The organism is Clostridium sp. AM28-20LB, from assembly GCF_003480665.1.
Lineage (GTDB): Bacteria > Bacillota > Clostridia > Lachnospirales > Lachnospiraceae > Otoolea > Otoolea fessa.
Genome location: NZ_QUJN01000001.1, coordinates 404,278 through 426,275, shown reverse-complemented (window position 1 = coordinate 426,275; position 21,998 = coordinate 404,278). Strand labels below are relative to the sequence as shown.

Here is a 21,998-nt window from a genome sequence, read left to right as displayed (position 1 = left end):
TTTACTTTCCAGCTTTTTTCCGCAGCTTCTCCAGCAGTTCTTCAAAATACGCTGGCAGCGGCGCAGAAAACTCCACATACTCCCCGGTCCGCGGATGGATAAAGCCTAAGACTCCTGCATGCAGGGTCTGCCCTTCCAGTGAAAATGGCTGCCGCGCCGGACCGTACACCTCATCGCCCAGAAGCGGATGACCGATGCTTGCCATATGGACGCGGATCTGGTGTGTGCGTCCCGTCTCCAGGCGGCACTCGATAAATGTATATGCCCCGAAGCGTTTCAGGACGCGGTAATGCGTGATTGCGTCGCGCCCCTGCTTAGAGTGGATGCTCATTTTTTTGCGATCCGTCGGATGGCGTCCAATCGCCGCATGGACAGTGCCCTCATCCTCGCGCAGATTGCCAAATACGATGGCATAATACACGCGGGTAATCGAATGCACCTTGAGCTGTTCTGCGAGAGAATTGTGGGCGAAATCATTCTTGCATACTACCAGCACGCCGGTTGTGTTCATATCGATCCGGTGGACAATCCCCGGACGCATGACTCCGTTGATGCCGGAGAGCTGATCCTTGCAATGATACATCAGCGCATTGACCAGAGTCCCGGTATAATGCCCTGCTGCTGGATGGACAACCATCCCCTTCGGCTTATTGACTAAAATCACATCCGAATCTTCATACAAAATATCCAACGGGATATTTTCCGCCTCTATCGCCGCCTCCTGCGGTTCCGGAACTTCAAAGGCGATCGTTTCCCCGCCATTTACCTTGAAACTGCTTTTAACCGCCTTTCCGTCTGCTGTAACGCTGCCCTCTTTCAGAAGTTTCTGCAAAAAGGAACGGGACAGAGCCGGGCAGGCGTCCGCCAGAAATTTATCGATGCGGGTTCCAGCTGCCTCTTCTGGAACCAGATATTCCTGTATCATCACTCTGACTCCTTTTTCATGCCTTTAAAAGAGAGAAATTCCAGTTCCTCATCCGAATAGAAGAAGAAAAAAAGGAGAATCAGCGAGAAGGTCGCGATCACCACATAGCAATCTGCCACATTAAAAATCGGAAAATCAATCAGCTTAAAATACAGGAAATCCACCACATATTTCTGAGTCATGCGGTCGATCATATTGCCAACTGCACCTGATACGAGCAGAAATAAGCTGCACATCAGCGGCAGATACCGCTTTCCATCCGGCATCCGGTATACCGCCCATAAAACTGCCAGAATGACTGCCGCTGCGATCAGGAAGAAGAATCCCTGGCGTCCCTGCAGCATTCCAAAAGCAGCGCCGCGATTTTCAGAATAATAAAATTCAAACACACCCTTAATGAGCACAAATGGCTTCTGCCCCTTCAGATGGACAACTGCCAGATGTTTTGTAAACTGATCCAGTCCGATACTGACTCCTAGCCCGATAAAAAAGATAAAGAACTGTCGTAATTTCGTGTTCATGCACCTGATTCCTTTCCTGCTATTATACCAGCACCTGATTGAGTGCCTGTTTCATCTCGTCCTCGGTTACCGTGCGATCCACGTAGGCGTCGCCGATGGAATGAAGGAGAATAAATTTGATGATGCCGGAATCCATCTTCTTGTCGCTCTTGGACGCTGCCACAATCGCATCCTTTTCAAGTCCGAATACCTGCGTACCGATATGGAATTCTCCCAGCGCTTTTTTAAATCGGTTTGTTTCCTCCGGCTTGATCATGCCGCGGTTTTCTGACAGCTTCATCGCTGCCAACGCGCCGAGTGCCACACATTCACCGTGCAGAAGTTCAAAGTTTTTCAGCTTCTCTATCGCGTGTCCCAGCGTATGACCAAAGTTTAAGAGCATACGGTCGCCTTTTTCGGTCGGATCCTTCTCTACCACGGCACGCTTGATCTCATTGCTCCAGGTCACTGTCTTGCGGAGTGCCTCCGGCTTTCTTCCCCAGATATCTGCCGCATTTTCAAGCAGCCACTCATAATATGCCGCATCCTTGATCAGACCGTGCTTTATAACCTCACCCATACCGGCGGAAAACTGGTTGTCCGGAAGTGTCTGAAGCGTATTGATATTGGTAAATACCAGCTTCGGCATATGAAACGCGCCAACCATATTTTTGTACGCGTCAAAATCAACGCCTGTCTTGCCGCCAATACTGCTGTCCACCTGGGAAAGAAGCGTCGTCGGAATCTGCATGAAGGCAACGCCGCGCAGATAGGTCGCCGCCGCGAATCCGCAGAGATCGCCCACAACTCCGCCGCCGAGTGCTGCCAGCATATCGTTGCGGTCAAAATGGTTCAAAATCAGGGTTTCATATAAATCACGGACGGTATCTAGGTTTTTGTGCTCCTCGCCCGCCGGGAATACGAACGAAATTACCGTCTTGCAGCACGGCGCCAGAAGTTCTTTTACCTCGTTCAGATATAATTTTTCTACGTTCGAATCCGTCACGATGCAGAGACGGCGGTTTGAAATGGAGAGTTTTTCAATTTCACCCGGAAGTGCCGAAAAATCTTCGGTCATCACAATATCATAGATCGGTTTCTCGTCCAGGTGGACGGTTACGCGATTCATTTTCTCATTCTTTACAGCTGTCATTTGTTTTCAGTCCTTTCTTTTTTACACATATTTATCCGCATAAACATACAGACGTCCCTTTTTCGACAATCCCCCGCTCCCGGCAAAGCGGAATTTTCCCATGCCGCGCACAGATACAATCTCGCCCTCTTTAAGCTGCACCGCCGGGGAAGTCACCTGTTTCCCGTCAATAAACACCTTTTCGCCCTCAATGAGCGGCAGTATCTTTGTGCGGGAGGATGAAAATACCATCGCGATCACACTGTCAAGACGCGGTGATGCAACACTTCCACTCACGCGCTCCATCTTTGGTGCGATTGGCTCCGTCGTGTCCGCCCTGCGGCAGCTTACGGAGGTATGGCGCACCATCGTGAGCTCCTGGCAGAGATAGTCCGCCATCTTTTCCTGGCAGAAGACGCAACAGCCATTTTCCTTCATCAGAATATCCCCGATGCAGCTGCGCTCAATCCCCAGGTTCATGATCGCCCCGAGATAATCCCGGTGCGTCAGCGCCTCACTGTAGCGCAGGTTTGCCGGAATGACCTCCAACACGGCGATCGGAAGTCCAAACTCCTCATCGTCATACGAAGCCAGAAAACAAAGAAGTTTGCGCTCTGCGCCCTCAAAGCCGCCCGTCAGGCAAGTCCGCACCGGCGGCAGCGTCTTCTCGATCGAGTGAAAGATCGTCTGTTCATTTAACGACAAAAAGCCGGTACTTGTCTGTATATCGCGCTGATAACAGAGTCCGGCCAGTTCTATCATTCTCTTTTTTAAAAGCTGTTCTTCTTTTTCCTGCAGCATCGCGTGTTTCTACTCCTGTTCGAAAGTGCTTATATAAAGTGTGCTCCTGCCCAGAAAGCCTGTATACAATCAGAAATCACACAAATTTCCGATTGTATAATAAGTACTCCCAGGTTCAGATATATAGCGAACCTGGGAGTATATCAGTATCAGAAGTGGAGATTCATCCCGGAAACATTCATGGAACCGTCTGCTAAGAGTTCGGGAAAGTCGCCGGACAGCTCAACCGATGACGGTGTCGCAATAAAAATGTAATTGGAAATCTTCTGGAGATTTCCATCCATCGAATAGGTCGCGCCACAGGTAAAATCAATGATACGCTGTGCAACCTCCATGTGGATTCCTTCCATATTTAAAACAACAGCTTTTCCAGCCAGCAGGTAATCGCAAATCTCTCTCGTATCCTCCATGGAAGTAGGTTTGATCAGAGATACTTCCATGCTGCGGCGCATCTGCACTACCTTATTGTTAGAGGAACGTGGCAGAAAACGCGGCTTAGATTCCTCCTCGTGGCGGTAATCATCCATCTCTTCGTCCCTCTTGCCGAAAGAACGCTTCTTAATCACCGGTTTTTCTTCTTCGTAATCTTCCTCATCGAAGTAATCGTCATCATTCTCTGTGAGACGCATTGTATCCATTAATTTGTTCAGAATACTCATAACCCTATTTCTCTCCTATCTTTGCCCTGGTTCCAAAAATGCCCGTACCGACTCTTACCATAGTTGCACCTTCTTCAATCGCTGTCTGATAGTCTCCGGTCATTCCCATCGAAAGGACATTCATAGTAACATTATCAATGTTTTTCCGTTTCATGTCAACATATAATTCATATAATTTTTTAAAAACACCACGATTTTCTTCCGAATTCTCTACAAATGGTGCAATCGTCATAAGTCCCTGTATGTGGACATGCGGGTACTTTGCAATTTCGCGTGCCGCTTCCTCGACTTCTTCCGGGGCAAAACCAAATTTGGACTCTTCTCCGGCGACATTGACCTCCAGAAGAATAGAAACGTCCAGATCACGTTTGACCGCTTCTTTTTCGATCTGCTCTGCCAGTCCCACCGTATCGACGGAGTGAATCAGAACTGCCTTGTCAATTACCTGACGGACTTTATTTTTCTGTAAATGTCCAATCATATGCCAACGGATATCAGACGGCAGCTGCGGTTCCTTCTCCAGAATCTCCTGCACCTTGTTTTCGCCGAAATCTCTGGCGCCGGCATCATATGCCTCTTGAAGCATCGGCACCGGCTTTGTCTTACTGACCGCGATCAGCGTGACATCCTCCACCTTCCGTCCGCTCCGCTCGCAGGCGTTCCGTATATTCTGACGTACTTCTTCTAACTGTTCCTGAACCATATGTGATACACCTTCCTTATCTCTATATTTTGGAAATATCATTACTGATATACGATCTGGCCATCCGATACGGTGCTGGCATCCAACACGATATGGTCATAAACCGATAATCCATATTTGGTTCCTTTTTCTACAATGTAATATTCACCGCTATTTGCAAGTTCTTTCACCTGCTTGAACACCGCGTATCCCTTATTAATATTGTAAGCACCTGTCAGCTTTGCCGTCGGTCCTACCTGGAAGCGCTCGTTTGAATCCGGCTTCACCAGATAATCGCCGCTCTTTAACAGCCCATCGTCGCTCTTCTCGACATAATAATACTCATCGGTCGAGCTGTAAATCTCCGGCGTGACAAATTCAATCGACGCCTTTCCGCCTTCGCCGTAAACTTCTTTATTGAAGCCAGCCTCATCTTCAGTAGCGTTGCCGCCCGTTGTCATATAATCAACTGGAATGGTATAAAATTCCTTCTCCATCACCGATGATACCGGAATTTTAAGTCCCTGCGTTTCCTCGCTGGAGATCTCGAAGTTCATAAAACGCTCGGATTCAAACTGGATCATGTAACGGTCCAGATCCAGGCGTCCATACAGATTGCCATCGGAACCGGTAAACATCGAATAATTTCCCCGGAATTTCATATCACTTCCCAACGGCTTGATCGTCAGTGTATCTTGATCGGCAAACTGCTCTTTATCCTTGTCATCCATCTGAAACACGATACTCCAGTTCTCCGATGTGATGATCTTGTACACCGGCGTGCCCGCCTCGATCAGTTCCCCAGCTCGTCCCACCTGCCGCGTATATTGACTCCGGTCAAACGAATCCGCCGTCACCTCCTCCGGCGCGACCCCCTCAAAAGAATCGGTCACATAGGAAATAATACCCGGCTGGGGCGCCGATATCTGTTTGTAATTGATACCCTGTGCCTGAAGCTGTGCATCCATATCGCCCAGCGCATTGAAATTCATATACTCTGCAACCGAAGCCTGCAAAGAATATTTGGCGTCGTAGACACTTTCAAAGCGCTGATCGTTGTAGGATAAACAGAACGAACTGAGTTGTTTCTTCAAATCAGCCAGATTTTCTGCTGACAGGGACACCCCAGAGGACTGATTTTCTTCCAAAAATTTCCCCAGCTCGCCGGTCTCATCTAGCGAATAGACGCGCGCCCCAGCGCCTGCCCGCTTTCCCTCGCGCACATAATAGTTGACGTACCCGGTCTGCGGTGCATTTTCCACTGTCTCATCCCGAAACAGGATTCCGTTGTATTCTTTATTATTTACAATACTTCCCTCGACGACCTCATAAAACTGGACGTGATCCCGCCTGAGATATGTATAGACACTGAAAGAAAGATAGACGAAAATCATGGCAAAAATGATCATGCCTACATTGATATTCAATGGCTTTCTGTAGCGTACAATTTTCTTGTTTTTGGCCATGCAGCTCTATCCTCCCTTTTCCCGATGTACTTCTCTGGCAGCTGTTTCTGCAGTTTCATAGTTACCAGACAAAAATCCACGCAAATTTGTCTCCGGCCATGGACTTTTGCAATATTCTGTATAGCCCAACGTACAGCCTTTATTATACGAGTGAATTGTCCAAATTTCAAGATCAATTCATCCCGTCAATTATACAGAATCATCCATAATCTGCAGATGCCAGAAGGAGCGGCAGGGAGTATCGCCCGCATTCCGCATCGTGTGATAGAGATTCGGCTTGATATAGATCGAATCGCCCGGTCCTAAGAGATAAACCGTTCCATCCAGATTGACCTCCATCTTGCCTTCCAGAATGACTCCGACCTCCGCGTATGGATGCAGCCCCCAGGACGGCGGTGTATCTTTTGTCTCTGGATCATAGGTTGAAAACTCATAAATACCGCGTTTCTTTCCAAAATCCAGACGACGGATTTGAAGCTTGTACTCATCATATTCATATAACTGCTGCTCCTCCTGGCGGATCAGGGTTCTCTCCTCGCCGGAAGGACTGAGCAGATCCCGGATCGAAATACCAAGCGCCACGCAGATGCGCTGCAGATTGTTCAGCGTCGGGCTTGCCTGGTTCCGCTCCAGATTGCTCAGATATCCCACTGACAGATCGGTAAACTGGGACAGCTTCTGGATCGTGATAGATTTACTCTTGCGAATCTCCTTGATCCGCTGTCCAATATTCTCCACTTCTTCAAATTCCATGCAATCCCTCCGAACGTTTTATTTTTACGGTTCTGCTATTTTTCATTATGCATTCCGTTTTTTCCATGCCGCCTCGATCTGATCGAGCGCCTGTGCAATCACACTGCGCGAACTGCCCAGATTAAAGCGCATAAATCCAGATCCCTGTTCACCCGAATGCGTGCCCGGATCCAGCCATACCTTCGCTTCATTCGAGAAGAATGCCATCAATTCATCATCCGTCATCCCCAGTTCACGGCAATCCAGCCATGCCAGATACGTTCCCTCCGGTTCTACCAGTTGAATCTGCGGCACACGGTTTTTACAGAAATCGCGCACCAGTGCCAGATTGCCAGCCAGATAGCCGATAAGCTGATCCAGCCATTCCCCGCCGCCTTCATACGCTGCACGGCAGGCGAACAATCCCAGACGGTTCATATTTTCCTGACCAACATCCAGCAGCTCCGACCGGAATTTACGCCGCATCTCCGGATCCGGGATAAAGAGGTTTGATGTCGCCATGCCAGCCAGATTGAAGGTCTTGCTCGGCGCTGTACACATCATCGAATGAAGGCATGCTTCCTCTGAAATCGACGCATACGGAGTCTGCTCATGCCCCTGCCATACAAAATCGCCATGGATCTCGTCGCTGATCACGTATACATGGTGGCGCAGGCAGATGTCAGCCAGTGCGGTCAGCTCTTCCCTCGTCCAGACACGGCCAACCGGATTGTGCGGATTGCATAAAATCATCAGTTTGACATGCTCATCCAGCACCTTCTGCTCCAACTCTTCCAGATCCATCTCATAATGTCCATCTTTTAAAACCAGCGGATTCTCCACCAGCGTCCGCTTATTGCGGAGGATCGCCCGGCTGAATGGATGGTAGACCGGCGGCTGGATCAACACCGCATCACCCTCCTGGGTAAAAGCCCGCACTGCGATCGAGAGTGCAAACACGATACCTGGCGTGCAGGTCATCCACTCCGGCTGCAGAGTCAGATGATGGCGTTTCTGATACCACGCTGCCACCGCATCAAAGTACGACTCATCTGCCCGGCTGTAACCGAAAATCCCGTGATCCACTGCCTTTTTCAGCGCTTCAACCACGCTGTCCGGCGATCGAAAATCCATATCCGCCACCCAGAGCGGCAGAATATCATCCGCTTTCCCATTTTCTTTCTTAAAATCATGCTTGATCGACCAAGTATGGGTCCGATCGATCGGTGTATCAAAATCGTACTGCATAGAAAATCCACCTTTCTGTTATATATCGTTAAAATTTTCCAAATTCAGCCATAATTTTAAAAAAATTCTAACTAATATTTTACACCAGTCGGCGATCAATGTCTACAATTACTCCCTCAATTAGCCAAAAAACTAAGAAGCTGACGAGAACAGGGCGGTCTGGCTTTCAGCTTATCAAATTGTACGCATTTTGAGCACAGATGTCCGAATGAGGCAGATGTAAGTCCGCATCAGGCGAGCATCTGTAGCGAAAGCAAGCGAACAATGATAAGTCTGAGAAGCCAGGCTGTCCTGTCCCCGTCAGCTTCGACGCCTTCACGAATCTATTTAATTTACTTTACCATATGACAAGCCACAAAATGCCCCGGCGTCACTTCCCGGAGTTCCGGCAGCTTCGCCCTGCACTCCTCCGTCGCATACGGACATCTCTCGGCAAAACGGCAGCAGTCCTTCGGGTTGATCGGGCTTGGAATCTCGCCCTTGACCATGATACGCTTCTTCTCACGCACCAGCTTCGGATCCGCAACCGGAATTGAGGACAGAAGCACCTGCGTGTACGGATGCAGCGGGTGTGCATACAGCTCTTCGGAATCGGCAAATTCAACCATCGTTCCCAGATACATAACGATGACACGGTCAGAAATGTATTTAACGACGCTCAAGTCATGTGCGATGAAGAGATAGGTCAGTCCCATTTCTTCCTGCAGTTCCTTTAACATATTTAAAACCTGCGCCTGGATCGAAACATCCAGTGCGGAGATCGGCTCGTCGCAGATTACAAACTCCGGTTCGACCGCTAATGCCCTGGCAATACCAATTCTCTGTTTCTGACCGCCGGAAAACTCATGTGGGAAACGGGACATATGGTCGCGGTTCAGACCGACGCGCTTCAGGATCTCCTCTACCTTCTGATCCACATCCTTGTCCGTCGCCAGTCCATGCAGTTTCATGCCGGAACCGATGATATCCTTGACCGTCATACGCGGGTTCAGGGAGGAATGTGGATTCTGGAAGATCATCTGCACATTCTTGCGGAATGCCTTTTCCTCTTCACGGGTGTATTTAAAAATATCTTTTCCTTTATAGGTGATCGTGCCTGCTGCCGGCTCATACAGCTTTACCAGGCACCGTCCCGTCGTGGACTTGCCGCATCCGCTCTCTCCTACCAGACCTAACGTTTCTCCTTTATAAATCGTAAAATGCACGTGATCGACTGCTTTCAGCACCTTACCCCTGCCGACATTGAAATACTGGCAGAGATCGGTGACCTGAAACAAGGGTGTGCTCCTATCAATTCGTTTTGCCATGGTGTCCCCTCCGTTTCTCTTCCGGCAGTGCCGCAACATTTTCCTCTTCTTCCTGTTTCTGCGCCTCAGTCAGCCCTTTCATGATATCCACCTTCGGCGCATATTCATGCTGCAGCCAGCACGCACAGGTATGTTCGTCTGAAAGCCTGTGAAATTCCGGCTGTTCTTCATAACAGACCTTCATCGCAAACTCACAGCGCGCTGCAAACGGACATCCCTTCGGCGGTGCGAACAGATCCGGCGGTGTTCCGTCGATGGGCACCAGCTTCTGATTCTTGGAGGTATCCAGCGTAGCGATTGATTTGATGAGACCTGCCGTGTACGGATGTGCCGTCTCATAGAAGATCTCATCAACCGTTCCTTTTTCAGCCACCTTGCCGCCGTACATAACAAGCACGCGATCGCACATCTTGGCGATAACTCCGAGATCGTGGGTAATCAAGATAATCGAGGTGTTCATCTTATCGCGCAGTTCCTTCAGAAGATCCAGGATCTGTGCCTCGATTGTTACATCCAGCGAGGTCGTCGGCTCATCCGCGATGATGATGCTTGGCTTGCCAACCAGCGCGATTGCGATCATGACACGCTGTTTCATACCGCCGGACAGCTCATGCGGATACTGTTTATAACGGCGCTCCGGCTCATTAATGCCGACCAGACGCAGGATCTCCAGCGCCCGTTCCCTGACTTCTGCCCGGGTCATCCCCTTCCGTCCGACAAAGACCTCCTCGATCTGTTTTCCAACTGTCATGGTCGGGTTTAACGAGGTCATCGGATCCTGAAAGATAAATCCAATCTCCACACCGCGGATTTTCCGCATCTCGCGGTCTGTCTTGGTGATGATCTCCTCGCCTTTATATTTGATCGAACCGCCCTCAAAAAATCCCGGCGGCTCCGGATTGAGCTTTAAAATGCACTGGGAGGTAACACTCTTGCCACATCCGCTCTCGCCTACGATTCCAAGAATCTCGCCTTCGCGTACATTAAAACTAACATCCCGGACGGATTTTACCACGCCGCCGTATGTATGGAACGAAAAGGTCAGATTCTTGATTTCCAATATATTTTTAGCCATTGTCTCCTACCTCCTATTCCGTTCCTCTCAGTCTCGGGTCAAATGCATCCCGCAGACCGTTTCCGAGCTGGTTGAGCGCCAGTACGGTTGTACAGATAAAGAATGCCGGCACGTACAGCATATGCGGCGCTGCCGTCATCATACGGGTTCCCTCTTTTGCCAGAACGCCCCAGCTTGCCTGCGGCGGGGAAATGCCGAGACCGATATAACTCAAGAACGCCTCCTGGAAGATGGCGCTCGGGATTGCCATTGTCAGGTTTGTGATCAGAAGACCCATGATATTCGGGATGATCTCACGCACGATGATTGTGAACGCCGACTCGCCCATGACGCGGGCTGCCAGTACGAAATCCTGCTCTTTCAAGCGGTATACTTCGCCTCTGGTAAAACGGCAGGTTCCCGTCCATCCAACAATAACCATTGCAATGATTAAGCTCTTAACGCCGGAACCTAATACTACCATAACCAAAATACAGACGATCAGGGATGGAATACCATAAATAACATCGATGATACGCATGACGATCATATCAAACTTGCCGCCATAATAGCCGCAGAAACCGCCCAGCACTGTACCAATTACAGTATTTAAAAGGGCTGCCAGAAGACCGATCGTCAAAGAAACACGCGCGCCCATCCAAACACGTACCCAGAGGTCACGCCCTAGAGAGTCGGTTCCCAGCCAATGAGCTGCTGAAATCCCCTTGCTCATCGAGTAGGCATCCTGCTGATCAAATCCGTAGTGGCTGAACATCGGTGCAAAGATCGCTAACAGTCCATATGCAATCAACAGAATCAGACTGAAATATGCCGCCTTATTTGTCCGGATTCGTCTCCACGCCTCCTGCCAGAAGGTCAGGCTTGGTCGAGAGATCGATTCCATTTTTTCAATATTTTTACCTACCATCTCAAACTTGTCGCGGGTAATCGTGCGTCCATCTGTCAAATTTTTGGATGTGCCCGCTGCTGCGCCGGAATTCTCAGAAGGCAGCACATTTCCATCTTTCATTTTCATCTCACCCATACTGCCACCTACTTTCCACCGATCCGCACTCTCGGGTCGATCACGCCATACAGAATATCAACTACCATGTTGCAGAATACCAGGAATGTGCCGTAAAACGCCGTCATGCCAAGGATCAGGGAGTAATCGTTGTTCTGCACACTCTCAACATAATATTTACCCATACCGGGGATAGCAAACAGGGACTCGATAACGAATGTACCGGTCAGAACGGCTGCTACCGTCGGACCGAGGATCGTGACAACCGGCATGATCGCGTTCCGGATCTGATGCTTCCAGGTCACACGGAACTTTGAAATGCCCTTCGAGCGCGCTGTCTTGATATAATCCTGCTGGACTACCTCCAGCATACTCGCACGCATGATACGCGAGACGGACGCCATCGTGTAGAATCCCAGTCCGATCGACGGCAGGATCGTGTAGGCGAAGCCCTTGTACTGCGCGATCGGGAACAGACCCCATTTGACTGCAAAGAAATGCTGCAGCAGTGCGCCCATGATAAAGTCCGGGACACTTGTACCAAATACAGCTACAATCACAAAGATTAAATCAATTTTATTGCCACGGTTTAATGCAGAAATAATACCAAATACAAGACCAAAGGAAATCGCAAAACATAATGCGCGGATACCAAGGTCTGCCGAATACGGAAATGCGCCTGCTAACAGGTCATTGACGGTACGGCTCGGATATTTGGTAGAAAAACCGAAATTTCCATGAATCAGATTATTCAGATATGTCAGATACTGCTGGAGTAAGGGTTTATCGAATCCGTAGTAGGCACTTAAATTGGCCTTCGCGGTTGCTGACATTTTCGGATCATTGAAGGGTCCGCCCGGCATCAGCCTTGCCAGGAAAAATACAACGGATACGAGAACAAACACAGTCACAATGGATATTCCCACCCGCTTCAGTATATATTTTTTCATAGGTTCACGCTCCTTTAACTACGGGAACATCCCAAATACGGTTGTTCCGGCCGCCGGTTACGGCTCATTCATCCGCCAGGCAGCCACCGGATATGTACTGCGCTTCAGAAATCCGGCTGCTCTGCCGGATCCTGAAGCGCAGGTGCTTCAATCATCTTCTAAGGTTTTTCAATATGTTTTGGATAGATGATGGATTAGTTTGTGATGTCCACATACATATAGTCATAGTTTAGTCCAACAAAGTATGCGCCCAGATTCTGTACACGGTCAGATACCATATACGGAACCTCTCTTAACTGAAGCGCTACCAGTGCGCCGTCTTCCAGGAGTGTCTTCTCTGCATTGAACAGATTGTCCATACGCTCTTTACCGGAAGTTGTCTTGGAAGCGTCGATGTACTTATCGTATTCATCACTGTGGTAATTTAAGTAGTTGTAACCGGAGGTGCTGTACCAGAGCTCCAGGTAGCTGTACGGGTCAGAGTAATCCGGTGCCCAGCCGCTCATGATGATATCGTACTCATCACTGTCCGGAACCAGGAGTGCGTTTTTCGTTGCGTACGGAACCATGTTGATATCTACGTTGATACCCAGGTTGTTCTTCCACTGGTTTGCAACAACCTCTGCCTCTTTCTTCGCTGTGTCAGAATCGGATACAACCAGTTTCAGGGAAATATCAGAAGCACTGGAAAGACCTAATTCAGATAATGCCGTATCCAGATACTCTTTTGCCTTATCCATATCACCCTGAAGTGGGAATGCCTCTAACGGATACTCGGTGCCGTACTCGCCGTCCACGCCGCGAACCTGCGGAAGCACATATCTCTGGTTAGCCTGATATAAACCATTGTGGGTCAGAAGAATGTATTCTTCACGGTTGACTGCGTAGTTCATCGCCAGACGCAGGTTCTTGTTTGCCAGATATTTATTCCGGTGATTCAGTGCCGCATAATCGTCTGCGCCGTTGTAGTAGGACTGTGTCTTGCCCTCATACTGCGCTGCCAGCTCGGTTGGAACCTCTGCCAGATCCAGCTCGCCTGCATCGAACATCGAAACAGCGGTAGTCTGATCGGCTACGGTCAGAATCTCAACGCCGTCCAGACTGATCTTTTCATTGTCATAGTAATCCGGGTTCTTCGTCAGTTCTACCTTGCCGTTACTGTATTCACTTACAACGAACGGTCCATTGTAAACCTGTTTATCGGCACTTCCGCCGAACTCATTGCCATATTTCTCAACCAGGTCTTCACGTACCGGCATGAATGCACTCATGCTTGTCATGCTGACAAAGTAATCAGCCGGATTCTCAAGCGTAATCTCCAGGGTAAAGTCATCCAGTGCCTTGACTCCCAGTTCATCCACCGGAAGTTCACCCTCACTGACCTTGGCGCCGTTCTTTAAAACAGCACCCAGATAGCTGGCAGGGCAGGCTGCTGCCGGATCGCAGAGACGCTTCATACCGTACTCATAATCCTTAGCCGTAACAGTCTGTCCATCACTCCACTTTGTATCCTGACGGAGTTTGAAAGTATATACGAGACCATCATCGCTGACTTCATAGCTCTCAGCGGTTGCCGGCTGAAGCTCGCCCTGTACATTGCGGTACAGACCATCATAGATATGATAGGAGACGGTCGCGTCTGCTACGGAGTTTGTCTTATCAGGGTCAATCGTCGCGATATCCGCTGTGTTGGAATAACGGAAAATCTTTTCGCCCGCTGCTGCGCTCTGGGAATTGTCACTTCCTGATTCAGCTGCCTTCGTATCATCCACCGAAGCGCTCGGAGTGGAACAGCCCGCTACACTCGCTGCCATCAGTGCAGCTAATCCCAGTGCAAGTAGTTTGTTTTTTCTCATAATATTCCTCCTTGTCCTTTTTTATTAAAGCTCAATCAGCTCCTTGGTGGCGCTGATCAGATTTTCATTGCCTGTCTCCGTGATGAGAAGCTGATCCTCAATGCGGATACCGCCCCATCCTGGAATATAGATACCCGGTTCCACGGTCATGACGTTATTGGCATGCACGATATTTTTAGAAACAGGGCTCATAAATGGAATCTCATGGACAAACATGCCGACGCCGTGTCCGATTCCTGTGTAGTGATATGGAAAATACTCGGTCCCCTCGATGATCTTCGTGGATTCATAATATGCATCCGATGCCGAAACCCCGTCTTTTAAGAATCCTTCCACCGCGGCGACCATCTGCTGCTCAATCCTGTATACTTCCTTCTGCTTCGGCGTTGCGCGTCCGACTACCAGAGTACGCGTCATATCAGATAAATAACCATGATACTGGCATCCATAATCCATCAGGACCAGATCGCCGTACTCAATCGCTTTCTGGGACGGGATTCCATGAAGCAGGGATGTTCTCGCACCGGAGATGAGGATATTGCCATATGGCTGTGTATCCGCGCCCTCCAGAACCATATAAAGGCTTAAACGCGCCGCCAGCTCTTTCTCGGTAATGCCGACCCGGATATCCTTCTGAATCTTCTCATATGCCCTTGAAGCAATGTCACAGGAGATACGCAGGCACTCAATCTCTTCCGGCTTCTTGATGGAGCGAAACTCCTCGATGATGCCGTCCGCCGGTACCAGCTCTGCTTTTACCTCCGACTGGAGGTTCTGGTACTGTTCAACGGTCAGGTGGGATGCTTCATAGCCGATCGTCTTTGCCCCAACCTTTTCCGCCGCGTAGGCAAGTGCCTTTCCGATGGAACCGTAGGTGTCTCTCCAGTTCAAAATCGTGTAATCCGGGCACTCATAGGAAACCTGCTCGGTGTAGCGCGGATCTGTCAGAAAGAATTTTTCCTGCTCCGTGATAAAAAGCCAGGAATCTTCGCCGGTATAATGGCTGACATACTTTACATTGACCGGACGGCTGATGAACATGCCATCCAGGTGCTCTTTCTGCATATACGCAAGTAACTGTTCCATTCTTACTCTCCTCCCATCACTGATTCTATTTCCTCTATCGTTCTGGGGATGGATGCTGTCAGATTCTCACAGCTATCCTCCGTTACCAGGCAGTTATCCTCGAGGCGGAAGCCGATGCCCCATTCCTCGCAGTAGATGCCGATATCCACGCAGAAAACCATACCCGGCTCTACAATATCCACATCAACCAGATCGTGTGTGTCCCAGCCAACATGGTGGGCGCCGCCGTGCCAGATATATCTGCCGACGTCCTCATACCGGTCACATAAGCCGATGGCTTTGAGCTGTTCGAAATTGTATTCCCTCGCCAGCCGGTCCACGTCTGCCATCTTCATTCCCGGCCGAATGATGGAGAACATATGCTGCGAAGTCCGGTATGCACATGTGTAAAGAAGTCGCTGCCGTTCGGAAAACTTTCCGTTGCACGGCCAGCCGCGCGATACATCATTGAAGAGGTGGTCGTACTGGGCGCCTACGTCGTTGAGAATCATATCGCCGTCCTTCGCCTGCCCTGTGTACTCATAATAGTGAATACAGAAATTATTGGCTCCCGCGGAAATGATACTCGGAAATGCCGGTGCAAGGCATCCGTGCTGCGCCAGTGCGTAGTCGAATTCGGCTTTATACTGGTATTCGTACATTCCCGGCTTTGATGCCTTCATCATCGCCAGAATGCCGTCCCTCGTAATCTTGACTGCCTCCCGCATCGCCTCGATCTCACACGGCTGCTTGATGGTGCGCTGGCGGCGTATCTGACGGGAAATATCCGTGAGTGTGGCTGCCGGGTACCACTTTCTAAGTCTCCGTGCCATCCGGATACTCTCGGTATCTGCATCCTCCGGATCGTGCCGGTACAGATCCATCGCAATCCGCTCAAACCGTCCGCTCCGCATCAGAAGTTTCAGACGGTTTTCCCACTCGCCGCTCGATGCGATCTGCGCGGCCCCGGATCGCGCCCTGGCCTCCTCCGGTGTGAACCGTTTCCCGGTCCACCGCTCTGCCAGCATATCCGGCGGAAGTATGTAAAGTGTTTCCTGTACCTCTTCTCCGTCTTTCTCTGCCATCAGGACTGTGTGTTCCTGCCCAATGCCGGTCAGATAGAGAAAACTCCGATCGGCATAAAACGGATAATTTTCATCGGCTGTCTTTCGGATGGAAGAACCGGAAAACAGGAGAAGCAGGGTGTGATCCGGAAGGCTGTCATACAGCCGCTGTCGGTTCCCTTGGTAAAATTCTGCATTCATAGTATTTTCCTTCCTGTCTTTTAAATGATTTCCGTATACTTTTGTATCTATCTCACAAATAGATGTATCGCAATCTTTTGTCTCCCGACACGTGTCATTATACCGTATAAATCAAAATTTTACAATTATTTTTCAGTATATTTTGTAATTTTTTCATTTAATGCAAAATTTCATATATATGATAGGAAATCCTTTCAATTTTGAAAAGAATGTAAAAGCATATCTATTTTTTCCCAAAGGTGGTACCTGCAAAAGAAGCATTTCAATGAAAATGTGGAAAGATGGTTTTGAGCCCAAACTAGAAAATTAGAAAAAAAAGAGACCATCCAATTCTCCTTTTTCAGATGAATCGGACAGTCTCCTGTCTCCGCCCTGCGCTGACAGCTGCGGTTTCGTTCATTTTGAATCTCTTATAAAGATACTACAACACTTTCTTTCGCGCACTCTGGAAGATCGGCTGCATTCATGGATATGCTTAAAACAAATTTTACATGATATTTCTCACTGATGGTCTCCAGCGTCTTGTAGGTCTCTTCAATATCCGCTCCCTCGAGGCAGGCAAGTTTCAGGAAGCTGTCAAGATACATCTGCTCCAGATCATGATCCTGGCAGATAATACCACAAATAAATCCGATAAATCCATCGCTGGTATCAATCGGATATTCCTGTACATTGATAAGGCGAATCTGGTTATTCAACTCATACATATGTTTGGAACTCTTATCCAGATAGACAACGGAACCCTTGGCTTCTTTGACAGCCGTGTTCGCCATATCGAGTAAATATTTAGTTTTTCCTTTTCCCTTTGCTCCTGCGATGATCTGAACCATAACAATCTCCTCCTTGAGTTTATTTAAGTTGTATGTAAAATCTTTTATTGTATAAATAATTATAGTATAAATTTATAAATATTGCAATCACTTATTTGAAATTTTAGTCAAAATTTCCGTCATATTGTCATAAAGTGACGGACGATTTGCAGATTTTAGCACAACCGATATATATTCCTTGCCATCGTCCCCATCGCTCGCCATGATCAGGCAGTAGCCAGCCGCCTGTGTGGTGCCGGTTTTGCCGCCTAAGACAGTCACTCCCTCCGGTGCCTCGCGGTCTCCCTTCAGATACCAGTTGCCAACCTTCCAGACCTGCTGTTTTGCGGCTCCATTTGCATCGGTATAATCAGCTGTATAAGACTGCGCGTTGATGATCTCACAAAACAGCGGCAGTTTAAGCGCCTCGTTGAAAATCAGATAGAGATCATATGCCGTTGTATAGTGGTCGGTGCTGTGCAGACCATTTGCATTGACAAAATGCGTGTGGGTCGCACCGAGTTCCTTCGCTTTCGCATTCATCTTCTCCACAAACGCATCCGTGCTTCCGGCGATATGATCCGCAATCGCATTGGCTGCATCGTTGCCGGACGGAATCATCAGTCCGTATAAGAGCTGCTCCAGCGTAAAGGTATCGCCCGGCTTGATGCCTGCCATCGAAGCGCCTGCCTCGCGGATCACGACATCGTCATTTGCCGTCACCGCATCGGAAAGATTGCCTTCCTCGATCGCGATGATCGCCGTCATTACCTTCGTGATGCTCGCCGGGTACATCTGGTCATAGATGTTCTTACCATATATAACGCTGGAGTCGGTCACATCAAACAATGCGCCCGCCTGCGCCGTCACCGCATCATCTGGAGCAATATCGCCGTCTGCAGATTCCGGTACGCAGAGAGAAGACGCAAAAAAGGGCGCCAGCCCGGCACCTGCCGCTGGCGTCATCTGCGCTTCCCGTTCTTGAAATGAATATGCCTGTTCCAGACCGCGGGCACCACAGCCGGTCAGCATGCTAATACCGCAAAGCATCAGTGCGCCCGCAAGTCCGATTGTCTGTTTTCTCATTTGTACATCTCCCGCCATTCCATATCGCCGCGGTCAAGCGCCTTGACGAGAAGCTCTGCCGTCGCCAGGTTTGTCGCCATCGGGATATTGTGAATATCACAAAGGCGGACAACATCATTAACATCTGGCTCATGCGGCTTCGGCGCCAACGGATCGCGCAGGAAAATCAGCAGATCGATCTGATTGTGTTCGATCTGTGCGCCGAGCTGCTGGGAACCTCCCAGATGACCCGGCAGATATTTATGGAGGGTCAGATTCGTAACCTCCTCAATCAGGCGGCCTGTCGTTCCTGTCGCATAGAGTTCATGCTTGCTCAGGATGCCGCGATATGCGATACAGAAGTTCTGCATCAGTTTTTTCTTCGCATCATGTGCGATTAACCCGATATACATCTATACCTGCCTCCTTAATGATTCCTATTTTTCATAACCATAAAATTCAATTTCCATGCAGCTTCACAGTCCATGCATGTACTTACTGAACGGTTACGTTATTTCGTTGCAATCCAACATTGAGAACAACTCCCATTCCGATAAACATACTGAGCAGCGAACTAAGTCCGGAGCTTATGAAAGGAAGCGGAAGACCCGTGTTCGGGAAGATTCCCGTGGCTACCGCAATGTTGGCAAAACTCTGGAACGCCAGAAGCGCCGCCATGCCCGATGCAATCAGACGTCCAGCTGTGTCCTTCGCGCGCGCCGCAATCCAGAGGCACTCATACACCAGCAGCGCATAGAGGGCAATGACCGCCACGCCGCCGACAAACCCAAGCTCCTCTCCGATAACAGCGAAGATAAAGTCCGTCTGTTCCTCCGAGAGGAAATTTCCATTCTTGACGGAGCTTAATGTGTTGTTAAAAAGCCCCTTGCCGCGTAGCTGCCCGGAGCCGATCGCCATCATGGAGTTATCCTGCTGACGGTTCAGATCCGTAAATTCACTGCTGCTGTGGAAAATCTTTCCCATGATACGCTGTGCCTGGTATTTCTGGAGAAACGGGATGAATCCCTGCAGCGACAGATAGATAAGCGCCGCAAATCCAGGTACCCCGACCGCCACCGCACCGGCAATCCATTTGTAACTGATACCGGCTACATAAACCATGCACAGAATCATGAAGCAGATGACGATGGTGGTGGAAAGGTTCGGCTGTAAATATACCATGCCGACCGGAAGGACACAGATAAGCGCCGTCATCCCCAATGTCTTTGGCTCATTGATTTTATCCCGGTTTCTGGAAAGAAAATTCGCCAGGATGAGGATCAGACCGATCTTTACAAACTCGGACGGCTGGATCTGAATCCCGCCGATCCGCAGCCAGCGGGTCGCGCCCTTGGTGGTACGTCCAAACAAAAGAACTGCCGCCAGCATTCCGGCACAGACCACATAGATAAGCGTGGTAAATCGGAAATACTGATGGTAATCAATCAAAGACAGAACCAGACAGATAATCAGGGATACAACCACTCCGATAATCTGTTTTATCACAGAGGAACGGTCCTGATTACTGGCGCTCCCGACAACCAAAATGCCGAGAACACTCAGCAGAATCATATAAATGAGGGCTCGAAAGTTGTAATTTCTAAATTGGTAATCGAATATCATGCTGTAAATGGCTCCTTAAAGTAAGAACCGGCACCGACGCACAGACCGCCGGGAATACCTCCGCCGGCTGTTCTGAGGATGTCCTCAGAATCCGGAGTGTCACATCCCCCGGATCAATCTCCAGATAACGTGACACGCTCCTCAGGAAATCTGCGCGAATCAGATCCAGAAGTTCCGGCGAACAGCCCGCCCGATCGGCAGTCAGAAGGTGTTTTAAACGCTTTCTGGCTATCTCGCCGGAATTCTTTTTCGTAAACAGTTCTGCAATCAGAATCATAGCGTCCCCTCCTATGCACGTTTGAGGAAGCCGGATATCTGGGACCAGAAGCCCGGAGACGCATCAAGCTGTATAAATGGTACCGATTCTCCAAGTATTCGTTTGCATATGTTTAAATATGCCTGCCCGGCATATCCATTCATGCCGACCAGCGGTTCGCCCTGATTCGTGGATATAACGATATCCTCATCGTCCGGGACTGTGCCAATCACAGGGACAGACAGAATATCCATCACATCATCCACCGACATCATATCGCCCCGGCGCACCATATCGCTCCGGATCCGGTTGATGATCAGGTCCATACGCCCGACCCCGGATGCTTCTAAAAGTCCGATGATCCGGTCAGCATCCCTTATCGCGGATACCTCCGGTGTCGTGACAATCAGCGCCCGGTCCGCCCCGGCGATCGCATTGCGAAAGCCCTGCTCAATCCCGGCGGGACAGTCAAGCAGTATGTAATCAAACTCTTCTCTTAAGTCTTCTACTAATTTTATCATCTGCCCCGGACTCACGGACGACTTGTCCCGCGTCTGGGCGGAAGGTAATAAGAACAGGTCAGGATATCTTTTGTCTCGAATCAGCGCCTGCTTCATCCGGCAGTTTCCCTCGATCACATCGACCAGATTGTAGATAATCCGGTTTTCCAGTCCCATGACGACATCCAAGTTTCTCAGACCGATATCGGTGTCGATGAGAACCACCCGTTTGCCAAGCATGGCAAGCCCGGTGCCGACGTTCGCTGAGGTTGTCGTTTTGCCGACGCCTCCTTTTCCGGAAGTAATAACGATAACTTCGCTCATAGGAACATCCTCCTGTATTCTGTTTTACCATTTTATTCTACTCTAAAAAGTAGAATAATTCCAGTCTTAAATCCATTAAATACGCTAAATAAAATGAAAATAATCTAAAAAACTTTTTTTGACCGATTCTACGTCAATGTTTCCACCGGATACCGATGCAATCATCGGTCCGCGCCCCATCTTTTTACCCTGGCTGCGCGTTTTGGCTGTCAGATCAGCAATCCGAAGGTGCATCGGCGACATCTCCAGCGCGGTGATCACCGCGTCCTCACTTCCCGCCGCCCCAGCATGGGCGGAACCCGCCAGCGTGCCGAGGACGACGATATTGCCCCGTGCGCTGACACGCGCGCCGCGCTCCACATCCCCGATGATCACGATGCTCGCATCGGATTCCAGCAGATCGCCCCGGGATAAATTACCCTTATAGAATTGTCCCGTCCGGGCAGTCAGCTCCATCAGCCGCTCGGTCAGCGCCTTTTCACAGCGGGCGATGCGGTTAGCGTCAGTATCCAGCAGACAGAGAATCTCTATCTGGGAATTGGCGGTAATCGCATCCGTCACCTGCAGTTCCTCGATTGGAGTCAGTTCTCTCCCCTCCAGGGTCAGCGTCATCTGGGCGGATCCCCAGAATTTTTCACTTTCTTTAAACTTTTTCCCTACATCCTCCAGTAACTGTTCAAAGGGGGTGTCCGGATTCAGAATTACCGTCATACCGGACTTACATCCCTTTATTACTACGGAACTTTTCATAGTTC

The 21,998-nt window shown here is 49.4% G+C and carries 23 protein-coding genes; all 23 read right to left on the bottom strand.

Annotated features, from left to right (window positions below; genetic code table 11):
• Position 1 precedes the first annotated feature (1 nt).
• The 23 genes from DW739_RS01915 to DW739_RS01805 all read right to left on the bottom strand — a co-directional run bounded on the left by DW739_RS01915 (position 2) and on the right by DW739_RS01805 (position 21,993).
• Positions 2-925: an RluA family pseudouridine synthase gene (locus DW739_RS01915; RefSeq protein ID WP_118742534.1), complete on the bottom strand. Its 924-nt coding sequence runs from the start codon at positions 923-925 to the stop codon at positions 2-4.
• A complete protein-coding gene (gene lspA, locus DW739_RS01910; RefSeq protein ID WP_118695679.1) occupies positions 925-1,446 on the bottom strand; it encodes a signal peptidase II in 522 nt (173 codons plus the stop codon). Before lspA ends, DW739_RS01915 begins: the two co-directional genes overlap by 1 nt.
• Before the next feature lie 22 nt (positions 1,447-1,468).
• Positions 1,469-2,578 (bottom strand): 3-dehydroquinate synthase, encoded by a 1,110-nt coding sequence (gene aroB, locus DW739_RS01905; RefSeq protein WP_118742533.1) that lies wholly within the window; start codon positions 2,576-2,578, stop codon positions 1,469-1,471.
• Positions 2,579-2,599: 21 nt separating this feature from the next.
• Entirely contained in the window at positions 2,600-3,358 is a 759-nt protein-coding gene (locus DW739_RS01900; RefSeq protein ID WP_243023711.1) for a YlmH/Sll1252 family protein, read from the bottom strand.
• Positions 3,359-3,507: 149 nt separating this feature from the next.
• The gene (locus tag DW739_RS01895; protein ID WP_022358650.1) at positions 3,508-4,017 is read right to left on the bottom strand and encodes a cell division protein SepF; all 510 of its coding nucleotides are present in this window, start codon (positions 4,015-4,017) and stop codon (positions 3,508-3,510) included.
• Positions 4,018-4,021: 4 nt separating this feature from the next.
• A complete protein-coding gene (locus DW739_RS01890; RefSeq protein WP_106999861.1) occupies positions 4,022-4,720 on the bottom strand; it encodes a YggS family pyridoxal phosphate-dependent enzyme in 699 nt (232 codons plus the stop codon).
• 41 nt (positions 4,721-4,761) lie between these two features.
• Positions 4,762-6,165 (bottom strand): HlyD family efflux transporter periplasmic adaptor subunit, encoded by a 1,404-nt coding sequence (locus DW739_RS01885; RefSeq protein ID WP_118695680.1) that lies wholly within the window; start codon positions 6,163-6,165, stop codon positions 4,762-4,764.
• Positions 6,166-6,354: 189 nt separating this feature from the next.
• A complete protein-coding gene (locus tag DW739_RS01880) occupies positions 6,355-6,918 on the bottom strand; it encodes a cupin domain-containing protein (protein ID WP_117795366.1) in 564 nt (187 codons plus the stop codon).
• A 45-nt stretch (positions 6,919-6,963) separates the two neighbouring features.
• Complete coding sequence (locus DW739_RS01875; protein ID WP_117795364.1) at positions 6,964-8,145, bottom strand: MalY/PatB family protein; 1,182 nt, start codon at positions 8,143-8,145, stop codon at positions 6,964-6,966.
• A gap of 332 nt (positions 8,146-8,477) precedes the next feature.
• Positions 8,478-9,452 (bottom strand): oligopeptide/dipeptide ABC transporter ATP-binding protein, encoded by a 975-nt coding sequence (locus DW739_RS01870; RefSeq protein ID WP_117795362.1) that lies wholly within the window; start codon positions 9,450-9,452, stop codon positions 8,478-8,480.
• The gene (locus DW739_RS01865) at positions 9,436-10,527 is read right to left on the bottom strand and encodes an ABC transporter ATP-binding protein (RefSeq protein WP_022358656.1); all 1,092 of its coding nucleotides are present in this window, start codon (positions 10,525-10,527) and stop codon (positions 9,436-9,438) included. The genes DW739_RS01870 and DW739_RS01865 overlap by 17 nt, the downstream gene beginning before the upstream one ends.
• A 13-nt stretch (positions 10,528-10,540) precedes the next feature.
• A complete protein-coding gene (locus DW739_RS01860; protein ID WP_242995696.1) occupies positions 10,541-11,551 on the bottom strand; it encodes an ABC transporter permease in 1,011 nt (336 codons plus the stop codon).
• Positions 11,552-11,559: 8 nt separating this feature from the next.
• Positions 11,560-12,480 (bottom strand): ABC transporter permease, encoded by a 921-nt coding sequence (locus tag DW739_RS01855; RefSeq protein WP_117795360.1) that lies wholly within the window; start codon positions 12,478-12,480, stop codon positions 11,560-11,562.
• Between the two features lie 194 nt (positions 12,481-12,674).
• Positions 12,675-14,336, bottom strand: coding sequence for a peptide ABC transporter substrate-binding protein (locus tag DW739_RS01850; protein WP_118742532.1), 1,662 nt, complete (start codon positions 14,334-14,336; stop codon positions 12,675-12,677).
• A 24-nt stretch (positions 14,337-14,360) separates the two neighbouring features.
• Positions 14,361-15,422 (bottom strand): Xaa-Pro peptidase family protein, encoded by a 1,062-nt coding sequence (locus DW739_RS01845; protein ID WP_118742531.1) that lies wholly within the window; start codon positions 15,420-15,422, stop codon positions 14,361-14,363.
• A 2-nt stretch (positions 15,423-15,424) separates the two neighbouring features.
• On the bottom strand, positions 15,425-16,666 hold the full coding sequence (locus DW739_RS01840; protein ID WP_022359522.1) for an aminopeptidase P N-terminal domain-containing protein: 1,242 nt from the start codon (positions 16,664-16,666) through the stop codon (positions 15,425-15,427).
• 410 nt (positions 16,667-17,076) lie between these two features.
• On the bottom strand, positions 17,077-17,496 hold the full coding sequence (locus DW739_RS01835) for a hypothetical protein (RefSeq protein WP_022359521.1): 420 nt from the start codon (positions 17,494-17,496) through the stop codon (positions 17,077-17,079).
• Between the two features lie 87 nt (positions 17,497-17,583).
• Positions 17,584-18,561 (bottom strand): serine hydrolase, encoded by a 978-nt coding sequence (locus tag DW739_RS01830; protein WP_182426208.1) that lies wholly within the window; start codon positions 18,559-18,561, stop codon positions 17,584-17,586.
• Positions 18,558-18,953: a methylglyoxal synthase gene (locus tag DW739_RS01825; protein ID WP_022359519.1), complete on the bottom strand. Its 396-nt coding sequence runs from the start codon at positions 18,951-18,953 to the stop codon at positions 18,558-18,560. The genes DW739_RS01830 and DW739_RS01825 overlap by 4 nt, the downstream gene beginning before the upstream one ends.
• An 82-nt stretch (positions 18,954-19,035) precedes the next feature.
• Positions 19,036-20,112, bottom strand: a complete 1,077-nt coding sequence (locus DW739_RS01820) for an FtsW/RodA/SpoVE family cell cycle protein (protein ID WP_338108838.1) — start codon at positions 20,110-20,112, stop codon at positions 19,036-19,038.
• Positions 20,113-20,140: 28 nt separating this feature from the next.
• Positions 20,141-20,440 (bottom strand): cell division topological specificity factor MinE, encoded by a 300-nt coding sequence (locus DW739_RS01815; protein ID WP_022359516.1) that lies wholly within the window; start codon positions 20,438-20,440, stop codon positions 20,141-20,143.
• A gap of 11 nt (positions 20,441-20,451) precedes the next feature.
• The gene (minD, locus tag DW739_RS01810; protein WP_118742530.1) at positions 20,452-21,243 is read right to left on the bottom strand and encodes a septum site-determining protein MinD; all 792 of its coding nucleotides are present in this window, start codon (positions 21,241-21,243) and stop codon (positions 20,452-20,454) included.
• An 84-nt stretch (positions 21,244-21,327) separates the two neighbouring features.
• Positions 21,328-21,993, bottom strand: a complete 666-nt coding sequence (locus tag DW739_RS01805; RefSeq protein WP_117795354.1) for a septum site-determining protein MinC — start codon at positions 21,991-21,993, stop codon at positions 21,328-21,330.
• Between the last annotated feature and the right edge of the window lie 5 nt (positions 21,994-21,998).

What these genes read in the sequence shown, in the direction of transcription:
- minD (WP_118742530.1), bottom strand. Translation starts at nt 21,243, where the DNA reads ATGAGCGAAGTTATCGTTATTACTTCCGGAAAAGGAGGCGTCGGCAAA.
- DW739_RS01895 (WP_022358650.1), bottom strand. Translation starts at nt 4,017, where the DNA reads ATGAGTATTCTGAACAAATTAATGGATACAATGCGTCTCACAGAGAAT.
- DW739_RS01825 (WP_022359519.1), bottom strand. Translation starts at nt 18,953, where the DNA reads ATGTATATCGGGTTAATCGCACATGATGCGAAGAAAAAACTGATGCAG.
- DW739_RS01880 (WP_117795366.1), bottom strand. Translation starts at nt 6,918, where the DNA reads ATGGAATTTGAAGAAGTGGAGAATATTGGACAGCGGATCAAGGAGATT.
- DW739_RS01830 (WP_182426208.1), bottom strand. Translation starts at nt 18,561, where the DNA reads ATGAGAAAACAGACAATCGGACTTGCGGGCGCACTGATGCTTTGCGGT.
- DW739_RS01845 (WP_118742531.1), bottom strand. Translation starts at nt 15,422, where the DNA reads ATGGAACAGTTACTTGCGTATATGCAGAAAGAGCACCTGGATGGCATG.
- DW739_RS01860 (WP_242995696.1), bottom strand. Translation starts at nt 11,551, where the DNA reads ATGGGTGAGATGAAAATGAAAGATGGAAATGTGCTGCCTTCTGAGAAT.
- DW739_RS01890 (WP_106999861.1), bottom strand. Translation starts at nt 4,720, where the DNA reads ATGGTTCAGGAACAGTTAGAAGAAGTACGTCAGAATATACGGAACGCC.
- DW739_RS01840 (WP_022359522.1), bottom strand. Translation starts at nt 16,666, where the DNA reads ATGAATGCAGAATTTTACCAAGGGAACCGACAGCGGCTGTATGACAGC.
- DW739_RS01835 (WP_022359521.1), bottom strand. Translation starts at nt 17,496, where the DNA reads ATGGTTCAGATCATCGCAGGAGCAAAGGGAAAAGGAAAAACTAAATAT.
- DW739_RS01885 (WP_118695680.1), bottom strand. Translation starts at nt 6,165, where the DNA reads ATGGCCAAAAACAAGAAAATTGTACGCTACAGAAAGCCATTGAATATC.
- DW739_RS01875 (WP_117795364.1), bottom strand. Translation starts at nt 8,145, where the DNA reads ATGCAGTACGATTTTGATACACCGATCGATCGGACCCATACTTGGTCG.
- DW739_RS01850 (WP_118742532.1), bottom strand. Translation starts at nt 14,336, where the DNA reads ATGAGAAAAAACAAACTACTTGCACTGGGATTAGCTGCACTGATGGCA.
- DW739_RS01820 (WP_338108838.1), bottom strand. Translation starts at nt 20,112, where the DNA reads ATGATTCTGCTGAGTGTTCTCGGCATTTTGGTTGTCGGGAGCGCCAGT.
- DW739_RS01815 (WP_022359516.1), bottom strand. Translation starts at nt 20,440, where the DNA reads ATGATTCTGATTGCAGAACTGTTTACGAAAAAGAATTCCGGCGAGATA.
- DW739_RS01900 (WP_243023711.1), bottom strand. Translation starts at nt 3,358, where the DNA reads ATGCTGCAGGAAAAAGAAGAACAGCTTTTAAAAAAGAGAATGATAGAA.
- DW739_RS01855 (WP_117795360.1), bottom strand. Translation starts at nt 12,480, where the DNA reads ATGAAAAAATATATACTGAAGCGGGTGGGAATATCCATTGTGACTGTG.
- DW739_RS01870 (WP_117795362.1), bottom strand. Translation starts at nt 9,452, where the DNA reads ATGGCAAAACGAATTGATAGGAGCACACCCTTGTTTCAGGTCACCGAT.
- DW739_RS01915 (WP_118742534.1), bottom strand. Translation starts at nt 925, where the DNA reads ATGATACAGGAATATCTGGTTCCAGAAGAGGCAGCTGGAACCCGCATC.
- aroB (WP_118742533.1), bottom strand. Translation starts at nt 2,578, where the DNA reads ATGACAGCTGTAAAGAATGAGAAAATGAATCGCGTAACCGTCCACCTG.
- DW739_RS01865 (WP_022358656.1), bottom strand. Translation starts at nt 10,527, where the DNA reads ATGGCTAAAAATATATTGGAAATCAAGAATCTGACCTTTTCGTTCCAT.
- DW739_RS01805 (WP_117795354.1), bottom strand. Translation starts at nt 21,993, where the DNA reads ATGAAAAGTTCCGTAGTAATAAAGGGATGTAAGTCCGGTATGACGGTA.
- lspA (WP_118695679.1), bottom strand. Translation starts at nt 1,446, where the DNA reads ATGAACACGAAATTACGACAGTTCTTTATCTTTTTTATCGGGCTAGGA.